The organism is Nostoc sp. (genome assembly GCF_036917155.1).
In the GTDB taxonomy this organism is placed as follows: domain Bacteria; phylum Cyanobacteriota; class Cyanobacteriia; order Cyanobacteriales; family Nostocaceae; genus Nostoc.
Genome location: NZ_JBALDZ010000046.1, coordinates 14,730 through 31,988, shown reverse-complemented (window position 1 = coordinate 31,988; position 17,259 = coordinate 14,730). Strand labels below are relative to the sequence as shown.

The following is a 17,259-nucleotide window of genomic DNA, read 5'->3' as shown; positions in this document are numbered from 1 at the left end:
ATTGCTAAAACAGATGTCGAAATCCAGCGCTTAGGCTGGACACCAGAACAGGGACGAGAACATATGATTAAAGTCTACGGTAAGTGATCGCGTACTTAGACCATCATTCCAAAAATAACCCCTCTTTACTTATGAAGAGGGGTTATTTTTGCGGTTTAAGGGAATTAAAACTGGTAAATCATCATTTACCAATCGTGACTATTAATTGACAACCGCAACGGCTGGACGGCTACCGGCGGCGTGACGGTCAATCACTTGGTCAATCAAACCGTATTCCCTGGCTTCCTCTGGCGACATGAAAAAGTCACGTTCAGTATCTTCAGCAATACGCTCAATTGGTTGACCTGTATGTTCAGCTAAATAATCGTTTAGCCGCTTCTTATGGTACAGAATTTCCCGCGCCTGAATTTCAATATCAGTCGCCTGTCCTTGAGCGCCGCCTAGAGGTTGATGAATCATAATCCGAGAATGGGGTAGACTCATCCGCTTACCCTTAGCACCCGCGCTGAGGAGGAAAGCGCCCATACTCGCCGCCAATCCGGTACAAATTGTACAGACATCAGGGCGAATATGTTTCATAGTGTCAAAAATGCCCATACCAGCCGTCACCGAACCACCGGGAGAATTGATGTACATATATATGTCTTTCTCCGGGTCTTCAGCATCCAAATACAGCAGTTGGGCAACAATCAAGTTGGCAATATTGTTATCAACTTGTTGTCCCAAAAAGATGATGCGCTCACGTAACAGCCGTGAGTAGATGTCAAAGGCGCGTTCACCTCGACCCGATTGTTCAATAACGATAGGAATCATGGAAGCGTGTTTGTGGCTACTTTAAATACATTTTATCGGTGACAGCACGAAACTGGGGTTTATCTCTATTCCAGGTAGATAAAAGTAAATCTTTCCCATTCTGTCTTATCCAACAAGGAAGTAAAAGCACATTTTGCAATGGATTCAACCTTTAAGGGCACTTTTTAGCAGCAAAAGCTGTCTAAGAGAATATCCCGATTTAGGGAAGAGCAAATCAAAAAACTCCAACTATCGCCAATCTCATGTTTCGGCTTTTGCTGCACAACCTTGGCGACGTGGTGATTAAACCGATAACCGAAATCCGACTTGCTTAGGGAATTATGTTAATGTTCGGTAACATTTTAAACATTTTTTTAGGATTTCCCTCAGCAATTATCAAGTTATTTTTGTTAGATTCAGTAAGTCGATAGTATGAGGTGTATTTAGAATAACTAGTCCTAATTGAAATGCTATCCACTCACAAGAGACGTGCCATGCTGGAAAAACTTATACAAGCCGCCATCATCACCTTCTTGCTCCATCTGATAGCAGGACTTAGCCCAAATACTTTAATTCAGACAAAGACAGCATCACCTATGCAAGAAACGCCACCAAATATTGTTAGCTTGCTGTGGCGATCTTTTCAATAAGAATGTTTCATAAGTTGCACAGGTGTAAGTAAGTCGGCGCAAATCAACCCAGTTATATAAATAATAATTGCCTTGTAGTCAGTCAGCGCTGACTATAAACCTGTAATTTTTTGCATAAACTTACTTAGGCGATATCAAAACCATATACTGCTATCTTCTAACTAAGAGGTTTCTTGCTTATGTACAAGCCGTCGAGGCTAACACTCTTGGGAAAAGGGTAGACTGAGCAAAGAAGGCAACTATTTGCGTTTGATCATGACTAATCGCCTTGCTGAAGCTAAGAGCCTCTATCTCCGTAAACACGCCGAAAACCCCATTGATTGGTGGCCTTGGTGTGACGAAGCACTTGCAACTGCAAGGGCGCAAAATAAACCGATTTTTCTCTCCATTGGCTACTCTAGTTGCCACTGGTGTACTGTCATGGAAGGCGAGGCTTTTTCTGATATTGCGATCGCTGACTACATGAATGCCAATTATCTTCCCATCAAAGTAGACAGGGAAGAAAGACCTGACCTTGATAGCATCTATATGCAGGCTTTGCAGATGATGAGCGGTCAAGGCGGTTGGCCTTTAAATATTTTTCTTTCTCCAGAAGATTTAGTACCGTTTTATGCTGGTACTTATTTCCCTGTAGACCCGCGCTATGGTCGTCCAGGATTTTTGCAGGTGTTGCAAGCTCTTCGCCGTTATTACGATACAGAAAAAGAAGAATTACAGAAACGCAAAGCCTTAATTATTGAGTCTCTGCTCACATCTGCGGTATTGCAAGACGGTACAACAAATGAGCTTGAAGACCATGAATTACTCCGCCAAGGTTGGGAAACCAGTACAGGCATAATTACTCCTAGTCAATCTGGCAATAGCTTTCCGATGATTCCCTACACAGAATTAGCACTGCGGGGAACTCGATTTAATTTTGAATCTCGCTATGATGGCAAGCAAGTTTGCACCCAGCGAGGACTAGACTTAGCGCTGGGAGGTATTTATGACCATGTAGGCGGTGGTTTTCATCGCTATACTGTTGACCCGACTTGGACAGTACCGCATTTTGAAAAGATGCTCTACGACAATGGACAGATTGTGGAGTATCTGGCTTCTTTGTGGAGTGTAGGAGTACAAGAACCAGCCTTGGAAAGGGCGATTACTGGTACTGTACAATGGCTGAAGCGGGAAATGACTGCGGCTGAAGGTTACTTCTATGCTGCCCAAGATGCCGATAGCTTCACCCAAGCCACGGCAGTAGAACCAGAAGAAGGAACTTTTTACGTTTGGAGTTACAGCGAATTACAACAACTGTTAACACCTGAAGAATTAACGGAATTACAACAGCAATTTACTGTTACCCCTAACGGCAACTTTGAAGGACGTAATGTTTTGCAAAGACGCCATTCAGGTCAACTGAGTGCAACCCTGGAAACGGCACTGAGCAAGCTGTTTACCGTTCGCTATGGCGTTAGTTCTGAGTCGCTAGAAACTTTTCCCCCGGCTCGTAACAACCAGGAAGCAAAAACCACTAATTGGCTAGGTCGCATTCCTTCAGTGACAGATACGAAGATGATTGTCGCTTGGAATAGCTTGATGATTTCCGGGCTGGCTAGGGCTGCTGGGGTTTTCCGGCAACCATTATATCTACAATTAGCAGCACAAGCGGCGAATTTTATTTTGGAAAATCAGTTTGTAGATGGGCGTTTTCACCGACTCAACTATCAAGGAGAACCAAGTGTTTTAGCTCAGTCTGAAGATTACGCTTTGTTTATTAAAGCTCTCCTAGATTTACACCAAGCTTCTTTGGCAAGAAATGAAAATCAATCCTTACAAACTCAGCACTCTCTTTGGTTAGAAAAAGCGATCGCTATCCAAGATGAATTCAACGAATTTCTTTGGAGTGTAGAGTTAGCTGGCTACGATAACACATCACGCGACTCTAGTCAAGATTTAATTGTCAGAGAACGTAGTTATACTGATAATGCGACACCATCAGCCAATGGAATTGCGATCGCTAACCTTGTGCGTCTCACCCTACTCACCGATAATCTAGATTATTTAGATTTAGCGGAGCTTGGTTTAAAAGCTTTTAAGAGTGTAATGCATCGCGCTCCCCAAGCCTGTCCCAGCTTATTTACAGCTTTGGATTGGTATCGTAATTCTACCTTGATTCGCAGCACAACTGAGCAAATTAACACTTTGATTCCCAAGTATTTGCCGACGGCTGTGTTTGCCATCACATCTGATTTACCAGAGGGAAGTGTTGGTTTAGTTTGCCAAGGTTTGAAGTGTCTAGTACCAGCAGAAAGTTTAGAACGGTTATTACAGCAAGTGCAGAAAAGTCAGAATAGAGCTTTGGATTAATTCATAGCGGTTTTTAAACGCAAAGGGACGCAGAGGAAAGCGCAGAGGTACGCAGAGTTTTTTAAGAGAATTTGCTACGAACTTACGAAATTATGACGAACCGAAGCGAATTAACCGCAATTGTGTTAGCTGGGGGTAAGAGTTCTCGCATGGGTCACGATAAAGCCTTGATTCCCATTCAAGGAGTGCCGTTGTTACAGCGAGTTTGTGGGATTGCTCAAAGTTGTGCTGATGCTGTTTATATAATCACTCCCTGGCCAGAACGCTATCAAGACTTGCTTTTACCTGGTTGTCAGTTGATCCGAGAAGTACCTTTATCTGGCGAATCTCTCGCCCACGGACCTTTAGTGGGTTTTGCTCAAGGACTAGCCGAAGTAAAGACAGAATGGGTACTGTTGCTTGCCTGCGATTTACCGAGATTGCGGGTTGAGGTGTTGCAAGAATGGGTAACTAGACTTGATGGTGTAGGAGATAATGCGATCGCAGCTTTAACTCATCATCCTAAAGGTTGGGAACCTCTATGTGGTTTCTATCGCCGTGGCTGTTTGCCACAACTTTTAGAGTTTATCAACCAAGGGGGGCGATCGTTTCAGCAGTGGCTTCGGCAATATCCGGTAGAAGTTTTGCCCTTGGTAGAACCAGAAATGCTGTTTAACTGTAATACACCAGAGGACTTGGCTTTAAGTTGAGTTTGCGACTGGGGATTGAATCTTAAGAAGTAAAAAGTAAAAAGATAATCCCCATAAATAAATGATGTTGTTGGCGAATTAGTCAGGGGTCAGACCCACAAGTAGATGGTCAATTAATTTGAGAAAAGTGTGCAGCTATTGAAATAAGGAGCGTAGTATCACCAATAATAGTTAAATATTTATTATTTTTTTTATAGGAACTCCAGCCATGAGGATCGAATACTTGCTAACGTTGCGCTAACGTAATTTGTAATTGGGCATTGCTTATTGCTTTGCCTGCTCCCTCATCTCCCACTCCCGATTTTGATTTTAATTTGCTCTAGACTCGACCTTAATACACCTTTATCAGATCATTAGAAGAATGATTAAGAAAAACGAGTATAGACAAACATGATAAAAATGCTAGCTGAAAACTTGATTGGAATTGAGACAAGATTACAAATTAATTGGGTTTGGCTAAATACCAGCTTACAGTTTGCTGGTTGGGGGCTTTTTTCACTTTTACTCGCTGAAGTTTTGAGAGATACGTATCATGCTTTATGTCATCAAGTCAATTGGCTTGCTAAATGGCACAACAAGCACCACATGGCCTATCGCCGCGATTTATCGATAGTTTCCCTAAAAGTTTATCAAGAATCCCAGCTCTATCACGACATTTTAGAGTCGAGTCTACTACTGGTGGTATTGCTGGTAATCGCCTTAATCATCCAGCAAATAGGTTTATGGTTGGGAGTAGCTTATGCTTGCACCTTCTTGTATGGTGCATCTGTGCGGTATTTTCAGGGAAAAATCGATACAGACTACAACCATCTACCTGGCCCTTTAGAGACAATACCATCCATTTGGTGGGTGAATCGGTCTTACCATTGGCGGCATCATTTTGATGATGTCAATGCTTACTACAGTGGTGTCTTTCCCTTAGTGGATAAAATTCTGGGCACAGGACTGTCTCTCAAGGGAAAAACCATCGCTTTAACCGGAGCATCAGGAGCGTTGGGACAAGCATTGGCGGCTGAACTTGTCAAGAATAATGCTAAAGTCGTGGCCTTAACCACTAATCCAGAAAAATTGGTAGAGCAAGTTGGGATGAAAGTAGTTCCCTGGCAGTTGGGCAATGAAGCCAATTTGAAGGATAGTTTAGAGAAAGTAGATATTTTAATTATCAACCACGGAATCAATGTCTACAATAGCCGCACACCAGAGGCTATCAACTCCTCTTATGAAGTGAATACCTTTTCAGCATTGCGGTTGATGGATATATTTTCGACAACTGTCACAGGCCCACAAGCAAAAGCAACGAAGGAAATCTGGGTAAATACTTCTGAGGCTGAGGTTTCTCCAGCACTGAGTCCACTTTATGAACTTAGTAAAAGAGCGCTAGGAGATATTGTTACTCTCAAGCGTTTGGACGGGGATTGTGTAATTCGCAAGTTAATTCTTGGCCCATTTAAAAGTCAACTGAATCCTTATGGAGTGATGTCTGCACAGCAAGTTGCTCGTGCGATCTTATTTTGGGCGCGGCGAGACTTCCGAAATATTATTGTGGCAATAAATCCTCTCACCTATCTGCTGTTTCCCTTAAAGGAAATTAGTACATCGCTATACTATCGAGTCTTCAGCCAAACAGCGAAAAGTGAACAGGACTTACGCAAACAATAGCCGAAAAGAATGATTTTTAGCGTTTTTATACAACTTTAGCGGTTTAAAGTTGCCAGGAGATAGTAATGAAAATATTTCTTGCTCGATTTCCGCAATCGGCGGTCTGGTACATGCTTTTGCTGCCACATATCTGGGTTTCCTGTTCGCGCTGGACGTTTTCTACTCATGATGTAATCTAAGAACATCAGAATTGATGTTCTTAGATTACATCTTATGCTTGCTGTGCCCTATTGTGTATTGCATCCAAACAAGAACCGCTATAGTCCCCAGTCCCCAGTTCCCAGTCCCCAATTTAAAATTCCACAATTACCGGCGTATGGTCACTGGGTTGGGTTAATTTTCTGGGTGCGACATCGATGATGCAACTTTTAGCACGTTCATATAGCACGGGTGTCAGATAGTGATGGTCAATCCGCCAACCTAAGTTGCGACGGAAGGCGGCGGCGCGATAATCCCACCAACTATAATTTCCGCCTTCTGTGGTGAATTTGCGAAAAGCATCGGCAAATCCCAGCGTCAAAATGTCCCGTAAGGCTTGACGCTCTGTTTCTGTTGCCATGATATGATTTTCTGTACTAACTTGCTCGTGAATATCCTTGTCTTCTAGGGCAATGTTGAAGTCGCCGCACACACAAATTGCAGATTCTGACAACACCAGCAATCTTAAATACTCGTGTAACGCTGTCAACCAGCGTAGTTTGTATTCATATTTCTCGGTTCCTACCGCTGCACCATTGGGAACATATAAGTTCACAACCCGAACACCATCAATTGCACCTGTAATCACGCGCTTTTGCTCGTCCCATTCATGATGTAAATCTGGCAAAATCGCCCGAAATCCGCTACTGACATCTACAAGTGGCTGGCGGCTAATCAGGGCTACGCCATTATAAGATTTTTGTCCTGATATATAAAGGTTATAGCCTAACTGCTCAAAAGGCGATCGCGGAAATTCAGCATCCACAACTTTAGTTTCTTGCAAGCAGAGAACATCAACAGGATTCAGGGTTAACCAATCGATAACCTGTTCAAGGCGAGTGCGAATTGAGTTGACGTTCCAAGTAGCGATTTTCATTAGTTAATTATCAGAATTTTTGTAAATTACTAATTACAAATTATGTAATTATTGTACAATTACTTAATATTTATAATTTTTCTTCCTTTTACCAATTACCTTTAAAACGAAGCTTTAATGATTTGATCCCATTGAATATTTTAGTATTTTCCGCTACAAAATATTCGATTTTGTAAGTTCCGCTACAAAATATTCTACCTCATTATGATCCCCAGGACAGATGCAACAAGTAATAGATTAGTTATAGGTTAGAAGTCTAGGTCAGAGTTGACTTTTGCCGATAGTCCATTAGATTTGACGGAAGGAAATTTGCGGTGCGATTAACCTTTATTGTGCTTTTGTTAGCCTTTTAGGTTAATTTAAATGTCAAAAGAGTAAGTAGAAATGCTCTTGCCTCATAAAATAATGATGTAGCTCATTATTGAGGACAATTTCATAGACTAAACCAAAAAAACTTATGAAAATCGCTCAAGTTGCCCCCTTATGGGAAAGGGTTCCACCTCCTAATTATGGAGGAATAGAACTGGTAGTGAGTCGCTTAACTGATGAACTTGTTCGTCGTGGTCATGAGGTAACTTTATTTGCCTCTGGCGATTCTCAAACTTTGGCTCATTTAGAAGCAGTTTATCCACGTGCATTACGCCTAGACCCAAATGTGAAAGAGTATGCAGTGTACGAAATGCTAGAACTAAGCCAAGTTTACCAAGGTGCTGCCCAATTCGATATTATCCATTCTCATGTAGGGATTTCGGCATTACCTTTAGCGAGTTTGATAACAACAACTTCTACAGTCCACACCCTGCACAATAATTTTACAAAGGACAACCGTCACGCATTTAGCTACCACCAAAAGCAACTTTATATCAGCATTAGTAACTCGCAGCGTCAAATCGATCTCAATTATGTTGCCACAGTTTATAACGGAATTGAACTAACAGATTACCCATTCGTAGCCCAACCCTCAAAACCTCCATATTTGGCATTTTTAGGGCGTTTTTCGCCAGATAAAGGGCCGCAACATGCGATCGCCATTGCTAAACAAAGTGGTTGGCGCTTGAAGATGGCAGGAAAGGTTGATGCAGTACACTCTGAGTTTTTTGAACAAGAGATTGCTCCCCATATAGATGGTCAGCAAATTGAATATCTCGGCGAAATTAACCACGCCGAAAAAGCTGAACTTTTGGGCAATGCTGCTGTCACTCTTTTCCCCATTAACTGGCAAGAACCTTTTGGTTTAGTAATGATTGAATCAATGGCAACTGGTACACCAGTTATTGCCATGAATTTAGGTTCGGTACCTGAAGTTATTGCCCACGGTAAAACAGGTTTTATCTGCAATAACCACGCAGAAATGGCCGCAATGATTCCACCAGCTTTGGAACTCAATCGTCAAACCTGTCGAAAATATGTGGAAAATAACTTTAGCGTTAGCCAAATGGTTAACGGATATGAAGCTGTTTACAGACAAATTATTAAAGACCGCATAGAATCGAATGGTCGCATTCATGCTACCAAAATCCACTTTTAATCAACTGCTTTTTTTTGCTGAGTTTAAACAACAAATTTTTTTAAGGAGGATATTGGTATGAGTACGAGAGCCAACACCTGCCCATGCTGCGGTGGTTCCCTCCTACGTCATGCCCGTCATGGTGAACTATATTGGTTTTGCCTGTCGTGCCGACAAGAAGTACCGCTATTAAATGCTATTCGCTTACCTAATGTGGATACCCGGAACACTGGAGTAGTTCCCCAGCCAGCGGTGAATACCTAGTTTTTCAACATATAAAACTTACTAAAAATCAATACTGATTTAGTTTAGACCTATCAACAGGTCGCGCTCAGGATTCCCCGACTTGATGCTCTGAAGTTGGGGAATCCTGAGCGCTCCGGGACTGGGGACTGGGAAAAAGTTTTTTAATATGGTGGGTAAAAGCCCCCACCATAATTTTAAGGGTTTGGCACCCAATCCCTAATCCCCAGTCCCCAGTCACTTTTACATCTTCCCAGTCCCCAATCCCCAATTCCTAGTACCCAATTAAATTAGCTTCAACTGGTAAAATCGGATGGAGCTAATTGATAGGTTTTAAAGTTTTGTTAGCAGCATTACTTCATGGTCAAGAAGATTTACGCCTAGAGGAAGTTCCCGATCCCACTCCGGCGGCGGGCGAAGTTGTGATCCAGGTGGGGGCAGCAACAACTTGTGGTACAGATTTGAAAGTCTGGCGGCGTGGTGGTCATGCCAAAATGCTCATACCGCCGACGCTGTTTGGTCATGAAGGTGCTGGGCAAATTGTTGCCTTGGGTGCAGGGGTGACAAATTGGCAAGTAGGCGATCGCATTGTCGCCAACAATTCCGCCCCATGCATGAAGTGCTTTTTTTGTCAGCGTCAAGAATATTCCTTATGTCCAAATTTGACATGGAATAATGGTACCTTTGCCCAATACCTGAAAATTCCCGCACCGATAGTAGAGGATAATTTGTTGCAGATTCCCGATGAGTTGCCGTGGGAATTGGCAGCGATGACGGAACCTTTAGCTTGTGTATTGCATGGTGTAGCGCGTTCTCATATTAAATCTAAAGATCAAGTAGTCGTCCTGGGAGATGGGGCGATTGGGTTGATGTTTGTAGCGGCGCTGAGTGAGAAAGCTGAAGTTTTGCTGTGGGGAGGTAATAACCAGAGGCTAGAAATTGGTCAGAAATTGGGTGCAGCCCAGACCTTTAATTATCATCAAATCTCGGATATTCCCAATGTGGTGAAAGAACTTACCCAAGGGTGGGGTGCAGATGTAGTCATTGAAGCCACTGGTGTACCAAGTGTTTGGGAAACTGCGATCGCCTGCGCCCGTCCTGGTGCAACAGTCAACTTATTCGGTGGATGTCCACGGGATACCAGCATTACTGTGAATACAGAACAGCTACACTATAGCGAACTTACCATCAAAGGCGTGTTTCATAATACACCAGAGTATGTGCGATCGTCCCTTGCACTCATAGCTAGTCGTAAAATTCCCTTTGAGTTACTTATTAGCGAACAACGACCATTAAAAGATTTAGAACAGGTGTTTTCTGATATGAAGGCGCGAAAGGTGATTAAGGTAGCAATGATTCCTTAATTTTTCGCGGGATACAGCAGATGATCTCGGTCTAGCCAAACAATGTAGAAAATCTCGTTAATAAAGAACCCATGAACCCTACCATGTTCATTTGAGGAGATGGAAAACTGATATGGTATATCAACCAATTGTTCTTCATTTGGCAAACCAAATGCCCTTTCGCTGGTATCTTCCCACTTGATGGGATGACATCTGAGAGTACTACTACGATTCACTAACAACTCTTGAGCAGTTAGGCTAGATAGAGCTTTTAATCGATCAAGCAAGGTCAGCCAGTAGATTACTTCTTTTTGGCTACAAGAAAATTTGCTGTTACTGTCCTGATAATATTTAAACGAAAAGCTGATGCCTTGAGGTGGCTTCAGCTTTGTTGATTTAATTCCTGATGTGCCGTCTTTGGCAACCTCAGTCTTCTTAATCCTTTTCTTCGGCACGAGATCCGTAGTACTCCTTCATCCACTGTTTCTGAATAACTTCGCTGGAAGGTTCATCAGGTGGTAGATTTCCTCTAGCCAAATTCCAGGGTGTCTCGGTATGAGTCATCTGCTCTAGTTCATAAGCATCGCAGGCAAAGTACTCTTGTGCAACCTCATCTAGAAACTCTTGAACCTCTTGGGGTAATTCTGGGTTAGCATCTTCTAAAATTGGTTGCCATCCAAAAAGCTTGTACTTCTGGTACAACGCAGGTATCACAGGCCCATGTATCCAGGCTTGAAAATCCTCTGGGAATAGAGGAGTGTCATTGAGTGCAAGATGCCAAGCCTGAGCATAGTAAACAAGCTTTTGCAGCTTGAGATTACTGATAAAAGAGCCTGTTTCATTTGCTAACCAGATAAAGTAATCTGCTACGTTAAAACATGACAACACTACAACTACCCCCTTCAGTCTGCTAGATAATAGCTAGCCTTCATTTGCTCTAATAAATCAGCTTACAGAGTTGTCACAGCAAGAGCTAGGAAGAATTTATCTGTTTCTTATAGTTTAATTGTACTACTTTAAGCTTATACCTACTGAATCGTAAAATTCTCCATAACTTACTATCACTCTATGTATGGTTCCCAAAAAATAAATATCTCAAACATTAAAAGACAAGATTTTGTACATATCCCTCTTGCAAAGCTATGGTGTACACACAAGTCCTAAAAACTAGCTTTTTCTCTGATAGAGCGTTGATAAGTAAGATCCCTGATATCTTAAGTTAGGTTGACCTATTGAAATAGACATCTCCAGAAATTAAATATGCGTTATCCAGAGTCCTTGTAGAGACGTAGCACTGCTACGTCTCTACATTCATTTTCACCAGATGTCTAATAATCTTGCTGAAAAACGGGAAGACTATGATTACTCCCGAATGGGGAAATTTCTATCAAAATCCTGAACAACAAAATGCTCAAAAAATCTCTGCTTAACTATTTAATTTTGCCTTTTTCTCTAGTGCCCTGGCTGTGCATAGGAACGCTTTTTGATTCCCAAGCTAATGCTTTACCAGGGCAAAGTACAGAGGAAGTGGGCACTTGGATTAAAGCACATCCTACACTCCGGCCCAGGAGTGGGGAGCAATTATTTGTGCAAAAAACTGATACAGCCGCCCAACGATTCACTTTTCAAGCGTCGGTATTGCCTCCCGGTAGGGTGGAATTTTCCAAAGACCGAGGCACAATTCGCAGTGAGCGCATCGCTATGTATGATGCCATTAACGGCATGACATTTGCGCGTCTCCAAGAATCCTTGCGGGTGATTTATGGCTTAGAGATTTATCAAGACTACGATCGCGCCCAAGTCGTGTATCAATATCCCAACCAAAAGGTAGTTAATTCGGCGCGTCTAGCTAAAACTCCGATTCGGGAAGCTTTGAAGGGAGAATTACGAGTAGGCGATCGCTATGTATATTGGGTAGAAATTGCCCAACCCAAGACTGGCAAAGCTTTTACTGGTCAAATGACGGTTTTGCTCAAAACTGACCTAGACAAATTAGAAAAGGAACTGCAAATTCGTTAATGGGCATTGGGTATTGGGCATTGGGCATTGGTTATTCCCCTCATCTCCCTCATCTCCCTCATCCCTTCTCGTTGAAAGATTACTGAGTCCCTATTCTACAACTTCCCCAACTCCATCTGAGCTAGAGTTTGCCATGTACCCGAAAAGATACTTTCAGATGCTAAGGAAATTCGTAGTAAATCTTCCTTCAGCAGAGGTGGCCAATCAACTCCGGCTTTACGCCCTGCGCCAAATAGCTGTTGCGCCTTAATGCTTAACTGATAAAGGGCCAAAGCTAATTCTCGGTCTAGGCTCTTTGCATCTTTGAGGGCTTCAAACACCACTTTCAATGCCAACAAAATCGAGGTGATCTGACCGGGTACCGGCGGTTTGCCCTGTTTCATACGCGTTAACAGCGCATCTGGGTTTTCCTCGGTTGTGATTGTCTGATCTATGAGGAGTTTCCTAGCTGTTTCGTAATTCATGTAGCCAGTTTAGCTTACATTTTGCTTCAGCAGGAATACTTAATTAAAAAGTCATAAAATTGGTTTCTGGTTATTTATAGCAATCTCTTGTAATTTGTGAAAAGATAGGCGTGGAGAAAAGGATGGAGGATTTGCGATGTTCTAGGTTAACCAGATAGACTGAATATAAAATCTTTGAAAAATACACCTTACTAGGAAGCAAAAGCAAAATGATCTCACCGAATTTACTAGAAATTGAGCGCTCTATCCTTACCTTGTCTGTAGAAGAACAACTTTGGCTGTTAGAAAGTATTGTTCGAAAAATCCGAGAAAAAGAGTATGTAAAAGATAAATTAGCTGATGTCAACAATCCAGAAGAACAACTGGAAGTGACGGGTAGCGAGCCAAAAATTCAAATAGGAACTGCTGCTATAAACGATGAATTTGCAATTTCTGAAATACTCTGATATGTAGTCATAAAAATTATGAGATTGTCCGATTTAAAAAAGTCAAATATACAAGTCATCGGTGAACGATCGCTTAAAATTGCTGACTGCGATCGCAGTCTCTAAATTAATTATTTACATAGCAAAAGCACTGCTAATCAGTAATGGTGACAGCTTCTATGTAACCTAAATAGCCAAAAACTTTCTGTTTACACTGGGAAGTAACGATCGCAAAATCAGATCATCACCCAAAATTACCATAATTAAAATTAGGAGATTTCCCTATTCCCTAATCTTTTTTAATTTTGTTTCATCTATCTTTACGATTCTTTACGATTCAACCCCGTTATGGTATATCGCTGGGGTAAATACGCTCTTCTGATGTTGCTGATTAATAAGTCAATAGGGACAATCTCGCAAAAACAAATATCTTGGGTGCTTATTACATTGTTTGAAGTTATGTAGCCTTTTGATTACGGCCTATCAACCACTGCGGTAGACTATGCGTTGATTATGATTCTTTCGCAGAGAAGAACACTCGAAAGGAGCCGTTTATTCAATGTCTCATTCCGTAAAAATCTACGATACCTGCATTGGCTGCACCCAATGCGTCCGCGCTTGCCCTACTGATGTACTTGAGATGGTTCCTTGGGATGGCTGTAAAGCTGCTCAAATTGCTGCCTCACCCCGTACAGAAGACTGCGTTGGCTGTAAGCGTTGCGAAACCGCTTGTCCCACCGACTTTTTGAGCATCCGGGTTTACCTGGGCGCTGAAACAACTCGCAGTATGGGTCTAGCTTACTAAAAAGCTAAGTGCTGATCGGAGTGCTGAGTGCTGAGTGCTGGGACAAAAAGAAGTAAATCAGAAATACAATTTTTTGATTCTTCACTCGGAACTCGGAACTCAGCACTCAAAACTTTTAACATATCGCGGAAGTCCCCACCAAAAGACTCTTAGTAGGGTGGGGATTGCATCTGATATTTGTTTTTGCACAGCAAAAACAAATATTCAGATGTATGACGAATCCCCAGCATTTTCTGGTAAGATAGCCAACGTCTTGACCATCAATGCCATAAGCGAAAACCAAGCTAATAGGTATATGTTGCAAGGAAGAAATTTGGGTCTTGGGAACCAGGACTCCTGACAAGAGGAGGGAATGTAAGACTTTCTAGTACTACGCAGTTCTAGAGGCTATTCCCGATGAATTGGGAAGCCCCGTCCGTCTTAGGTTGGGGTAGTTCACGTGTCTCAATTAGGAAGCACTTTTAGCATCGTAGAGTGGACACTGCCCGCCTTACGAAATCTGAAATTTTAGATTGGGGATATAATCTCTGGGTATCTAAATCCTAGAAGCCGCATTTGTACCGTCAGGTCAAACGCTGACGGGTAATCCGTTGTAAAACCCTAAAATCCATAACAATACCTAGTGGTAGAGGGAGTAAATTACTCCCTTTTTTCTTTGCAAAATGTCAAGTTTGTGCTACACACTATACTGGATTTAATCATCCAGAAAAAAGTGGTGTGAACAATGTGCGGAATTGTTGGATATATAGGCACTCAAGGGGCGACAGACATTTTACTGGCTGGGCTGGAAAAACTAGAGTACAGGGGCTATGATTCTGCTGGAATCGCCACTATTTGGGAAGGTGAAGTAAATTGTGTGCGGGCAAAGGGTAAACTCCATAACCTGCGTTCTAAACTCGAACAAATAGAAACCCCTGCCCAAATTGGTATTGGTCACACACGCTGGGCAACTCATGGTAAACCAGAAGAGTATAATGCTCATCCCCATTTGGATACGGCAAAGCGAGTGGCGGTAGTGCAAAATGGCATTATCGAAAACTACCGCGAGTTACGCGAGGAACTCAAAGCCAAGGGACACATATTTATTTCTGAAACCGATACCGAAGTCATTCCCCATCTCATCGCCGAATTTTTAAAGAATCTTCCCCCCTCATCTTCTTCATCTCCCTTCCTAGAGGCAATTCGTCAAGCCGTTAACCACTTACGTGGGGCATTTGCGATCGCAGTTATTTCTGCTGACTACCCCGATGAATTGATTGTTGTCCGCCAACAAGCACCCTTGGTAATTGGTTTTGGGCAAGGGGAATTCTTTTGTGCGTCTGACACACCAGCGATTGTTGCCTACACCCGTGCAGTCCTACCTTTGGAAAATGGCGAAATTGCCCGCCTCACACCTTTGGGCGTTGAGATTTACAATTTTGCTGGCGACAGGCTGAAAAAACAACCCCGACTGCTCAACTTCAATCCAACAATGGTTGAAAAGCAGGGATTCAAACACTTCATGCTCAAAGAAATCCATGAGCAACCAGGGGTAGTAAGAGCTAGTTTAGAAGCATACTTTAATCCAGCCGAATCTACCGAATCGCCAATCAATCTTGGTTTACCTGGAGATTTATACAACGATTTAGAACAAATTCAGATCCTCGCTTGTGGGACTAGTTGGCACGCAGCATTAATCGGAAAATATTTACTTGAACAACTAGCAGGAATTTCAACTCAGGTACATTACGCTTCTGAGTATCGTTATGCACCATCACCTGTGACAGCTAACACGTTGATTGTTGGTGTTACCCAATCAGGTGAAACCGCCGATACCTTAGCAGCTTTGACGATGGAAAAAGAACGTCGCCAGGGGAAAGAACCCAAATATCAAGCGCGACTACTGGGTATTACCAATCGCCCTGAAAGCAGCCTCGGTCATCTAGTGCCGCATATTATCAGTACCCTAGCAGGAATTGAAATTGGGGTAGCGGCGACAAAAACTTTTACCGCCCAATTGATGGCATTTTATGCTTTGGCATTGGATTTAGCAGCTCGCCGCCAGACAGTTTCAAAAGATACATTAGAGAAAATTATTAATGGGTTGCGGCAGATTCCCAAAGAAATTGAAGCAACTTTGGAAAGTCAGGAACGTTTAACTGAACAGCTAGCCCACGAATTCGCCGAAACCAAAGATTTCATTTTTGTGGGAAGAGGAATTAACTTCCCCATTGCTTTAGAAGGGGCGTTGAAATTAAAAGAAGTCAGCTACATTCACGCCGAAGGGTATCCAGCTGGAGAGATGAAACATGGCCCGATCGCACTTTTAGATGCGAAAGTACCAGTAGTGGCGATCGCAATCCCTGGTAGTGTTTACGAAAAAGTTATTTCTAATGCCCAAGAAGCCAAAGCTAGAGATTCTCGGTTAATTGGTGTGACTCCCGTCAACGATGGTGAAGCTGCGGAAATCTTTAACGATCTTCTTCCTGTCTCTCATGTAGACGAATTACTTTCTCCCATCCTCACAGTAGTTCCTTTACAATTATTGGCTTATCATATTGCCGCCCGTCGCGGTTTAGATGTCGATCAGCCGAGGAATTTGGCTAAGTCTGTAACTGTGGAGTAATTTAATACTATTAGTGTATAACTGTTGTACAACTTGTCCTGTAGGTGAATATGTAAGCATCTACAGGAGTTTTTATGGCTAGAAGCAAGCAAGATTGGACGCAGATTCAAGAGGCGATCGCATTTTCCCAGAATCTGTTATTTCCCTAATTGCCGTAGATTTCCTAACTCCTATGTGCTTCAACTAGCAGCAAACTCAGTAAATTTTCGTTTGTATGGGGCTTTAAAAGCCAAAACTATATCTTGTTTAGGGACTCCAGCTTCTACTAATTCATTAGCCACTCCGATTTCTGTTCCATCGCGTTCGATCCAAATTTTGCCATCTTTAATTTCTACGTAAATAATACAACCAAATATTCGCGTTAGCTCCTGCCAACCAATATTTATAACTTGATAGCGATCGCCTCCCTTCATCTCCATCTCAACGAAAAAGCGATCGCCTTCCCCAAAAAATAAAAGCGATCGCCTCTTCATTCTCAAACTCGACTAACTGCGATCGCTCCCCCTGATTGCCCAACTAATCATGCTTTGGTCAGTACAATCTTTCATACTTCACTGTCGCGATAAATTATACAATTATTATACTTAAAAGGCGAGGTATGGTTGTCGCTTTTATACCAAACTTCACTATTTAC

17 protein-coding genes and 1 pseudogene are annotated in these 17,259 nt (G+C 42.4%); 11 read left to right on the top strand and 7 right to left on the bottom strand.

Annotation, left to right across the window (positions count from 1 at the left end; genetic code table 11):
* Positions 1-201 precede the first annotated feature (201 nt).
* Entirely contained in the window at positions 202-813 is a 612-nt protein-coding gene (gene clpP, locus V7K67_RS07230; protein ID WP_334731830.1) for an ATP-dependent Clp endopeptidase proteolytic subunit ClpP, read from the bottom strand.
* Between the two features lie 473 nt (positions 814-1,286).
* Between clpP and V7K67_RS07225 the strand changes: the two genes are divergently transcribed.
* From V7K67_RS07225 to V7K67_RS07210, 4 genes are all read left to right on the top strand, one after another.
* Positions 1,287-1,442 (top strand): hypothetical protein, encoded by a 156-nt coding sequence (locus V7K67_RS07225; RefSeq protein WP_334731832.1) that lies wholly within the window; start codon positions 1,287-1,289, stop codon positions 1,440-1,442.
* Positions 1,443-1,697: 255 nt separating this feature from the next.
* Positions 1,698-3,791, top strand: a complete 2,094-nt coding sequence (locus V7K67_RS07220; protein ID WP_334731833.1) for a thioredoxin domain-containing protein — start codon at positions 1,698-1,700, stop codon at positions 3,789-3,791.
* 92 nt (positions 3,792-3,883) lie between these two features.
* Positions 3,884-4,480: a molybdenum cofactor guanylyltransferase gene (locus V7K67_RS07215; RefSeq protein ID WP_334731834.1), complete on the top strand. Its 597-nt coding sequence runs from the start codon at positions 3,884-3,886 to the stop codon at positions 4,478-4,480.
* Between the two features lie 390 nt (positions 4,481-4,870).
* Positions 4,871-6,139 (top strand): bifunctional sterol desaturase/short chain dehydrogenase, encoded by a 1,269-nt coding sequence (locus tag V7K67_RS07210; protein WP_334731835.1) that lies wholly within the window; start codon positions 4,871-4,873, stop codon positions 6,137-6,139.
* On the opposite strand, the pseudogene V7K67_RS07205 reads toward V7K67_RS07210, so the two are convergent.
* A pseudogene (locus V7K67_RS07205) lies at positions 6,140-6,306 on the bottom strand (IS4 family transposase); the annotation flags it as partial.
* 125 nt (positions 6,307-6,431) lie between these two features.
* Positions 6,432-7,214 (bottom strand): exodeoxyribonuclease III, encoded by a 783-nt coding sequence (gene xth, locus V7K67_RS07200; protein WP_334706357.1) that lies wholly within the window; start codon positions 7,212-7,214, stop codon positions 6,432-6,434.
* A 457-nt stretch (positions 7,215-7,671) separates the two neighbouring features.
* Here xth and V7K67_RS07195 point away from each other — a divergent pair, with 457 nt between their 5' ends.
* From V7K67_RS07195 to V7K67_RS07185, 3 genes are all read left to right on the top strand, one after another.
* Positions 7,672-8,742 carry a glycosyltransferase family 4 protein gene (locus V7K67_RS07195; protein WP_334731836.1) on the top strand — a complete coding sequence of 357 codons (1,071 nt, stop codon included), beginning with the start codon at positions 7,672-7,674 and terminating at the stop codon, positions 8,740-8,742.
* A 57-nt stretch (positions 8,743-8,799) separates the two neighbouring features.
* On the top strand, positions 8,800-8,985 hold the full coding sequence (locus V7K67_RS07190; RefSeq protein ID WP_179063627.1) for a hypothetical protein: 186 nt from the start codon (positions 8,800-8,802) through the stop codon (positions 8,983-8,985).
* 320 nt (positions 8,986-9,305) lie between these two features.
* A complete protein-coding gene (locus V7K67_RS07185; RefSeq protein ID WP_335165812.1) occupies positions 9,306-10,328 on the top strand; it encodes a zinc-dependent alcohol dehydrogenase in 1,023 nt (340 codons plus the stop codon).
* Here the strand turns inward: V7K67_RS07185 and V7K67_RS07180 are convergent.
* A complete protein-coding gene (locus V7K67_RS07180; protein ID WP_334731838.1) occupies positions 10,325-10,762 on the bottom strand; it encodes a hypothetical protein in 438 nt (145 codons plus the stop codon). The genes V7K67_RS07185 and V7K67_RS07180 overlap by 4 nt on opposite strands.
* Entirely contained in the window at positions 10,743-11,195 is a 453-nt protein-coding gene (locus V7K67_RS07175; RefSeq protein WP_334731839.1) for a Panacea domain-containing protein, read from the bottom strand. The genes V7K67_RS07180 and V7K67_RS07175 overlap by 20 nt, the downstream gene beginning before the upstream one ends.
* A gap of 519 nt (positions 11,196-11,714) precedes the next feature.
* Here V7K67_RS07175 and V7K67_RS07170 point away from each other — a divergent pair.
* On the top strand, positions 11,715-12,326 hold the full coding sequence (locus V7K67_RS07170; RefSeq protein WP_334731840.1) for a hypothetical protein: 612 nt from the start codon (positions 11,715-11,717) through the stop codon (positions 12,324-12,326).
* Between the two features lie 95 nt (positions 12,327-12,421).
* On the opposite strand, the gene V7K67_RS07165 is transcribed toward V7K67_RS07170, so the two are convergent.
* Positions 12,422-12,790 carry a Dethiobiotin synthetase gene (locus V7K67_RS07165; protein WP_069070526.1) on the bottom strand — a complete coding sequence of 123 codons (369 nt, stop codon included), beginning with the start codon at positions 12,788-12,790 and terminating at the stop codon, positions 12,422-12,424.
* A gap of 209 nt (positions 12,791-12,999) precedes the next feature.
* Here V7K67_RS07165 and V7K67_RS07160 point away from each other — a divergent pair, with 209 nt between their 5' ends.
* From V7K67_RS07160 to glmS, 3 genes are all read left to right on the top strand, one after another.
* A complete protein-coding gene (locus tag V7K67_RS07160) occupies positions 13,000-13,236 on the top strand; it encodes a hypothetical protein (protein WP_334731841.1) in 237 nt (78 codons plus the stop codon).
* Positions 13,237-13,774: 538 nt separating this feature from the next.
* Complete coding sequence (gene psaC, locus V7K67_RS07155; protein ID WP_332949275.1) at positions 13,775-14,020, top strand: photosystem I iron-sulfur center protein PsaC; 246 nt, start codon at positions 13,775-13,777, stop codon at positions 14,018-14,020.
* 724 nt (positions 14,021-14,744) lie between these two features.
* On the top strand, positions 14,745-16,625 hold the full coding sequence (gene glmS, locus V7K67_RS07150) for a glutamine--fructose-6-phosphate transaminase (isomerizing) (protein WP_334731842.1): 1,881 nt from the start codon (positions 14,745-14,747) through the stop codon (positions 16,623-16,625).
* A 179-nt stretch (positions 16,626-16,804) separates the two neighbouring features.
* Here the strand turns inward: glmS and V7K67_RS07145 are convergent, their stop codons facing one another.
* Positions 16,805-17,098 carry a XisI protein gene (locus tag V7K67_RS07145; protein WP_335165810.1) on the bottom strand — a complete coding sequence of 98 codons (294 nt, stop codon included), beginning with the start codon at positions 17,096-17,098 and terminating at the stop codon, positions 16,805-16,807.
* Positions 17,099-17,259 lie beyond the last annotated feature (161 nt).

Bases quoted from the DNA above. Each gene is read 5' to 3' on its own strand.
- clpP (WP_334731830.1), bottom strand. From the start codon at position 813: ATGATTCCTATCGTTATTGAACAATCGGGTCGAGGTGAACGCGCCTTT.
- V7K67_RS07225 (WP_334731832.1), top strand. From the start codon at position 1,287: ATGCTGGAAAAACTTATACAAGCCGCCATCATCACCTTCTTGCTCCAT.
- V7K67_RS07220 (WP_334731833.1), top strand. From the start codon at position 1,698: ATGACTAATCGCCTTGCTGAAGCTAAGAGCCTCTATCTCCGTAAACAC.
- V7K67_RS07215 (WP_334731834.1), top strand. From the start codon at position 3,884: ATGACGAACCGAAGCGAATTAACCGCAATTGTGTTAGCTGGGGGTAAG.
- V7K67_RS07210 (WP_334731835.1), top strand. From the start codon at position 4,871: ATGATAAAAATGCTAGCTGAAAACTTGATTGGAATTGAGACAAGATTA.
- xth (WP_334706357.1), bottom strand. From the start codon at position 7,214: ATGAAAATCGCTACTTGGAACGTCAACTCAATTCGCACTCGCCTTGAA.
- V7K67_RS07195 (WP_334731836.1), top strand. From the start codon at position 7,672: ATGAAAATCGCTCAAGTTGCCCCCTTATGGGAAAGGGTTCCACCTCCT.
- V7K67_RS07190 (WP_179063627.1), top strand. From the start codon at position 8,800: ATGAGTACGAGAGCCAACACCTGCCCATGCTGCGGTGGTTCCCTCCTA.
- V7K67_RS07170 (WP_334731840.1), top strand. From the start codon at position 11,715: ATGCTCAAAAAATCTCTGCTTAACTATTTAATTTTGCCTTTTTCTCTA.
- V7K67_RS07165 (WP_069070526.1), bottom strand. From the start codon at position 12,790: ATGAATTACGAAACAGCTAGGAAACTCCTCATAGATCAGACAATCACA.
- V7K67_RS07160 (WP_334731841.1), top strand. From the start codon at position 13,000: ATGATCTCACCGAATTTACTAGAAATTGAGCGCTCTATCCTTACCTTG.
- psaC (WP_332949275.1), top strand. From the start codon at position 13,775: ATGTCTCATTCCGTAAAAATCTACGATACCTGCATTGGCTGCACCCAA.
- glmS (WP_334731842.1), top strand. From the start codon at position 14,745: ATGTGCGGAATTGTTGGATATATAGGCACTCAAGGGGCGACAGACATT.
- V7K67_RS07145 (WP_335165810.1), bottom strand. From the start codon at position 17,098: ATGAAGAGGCGATCGCTTTTATTTTTTGGGGAAGGCGATCGCTTTTTC.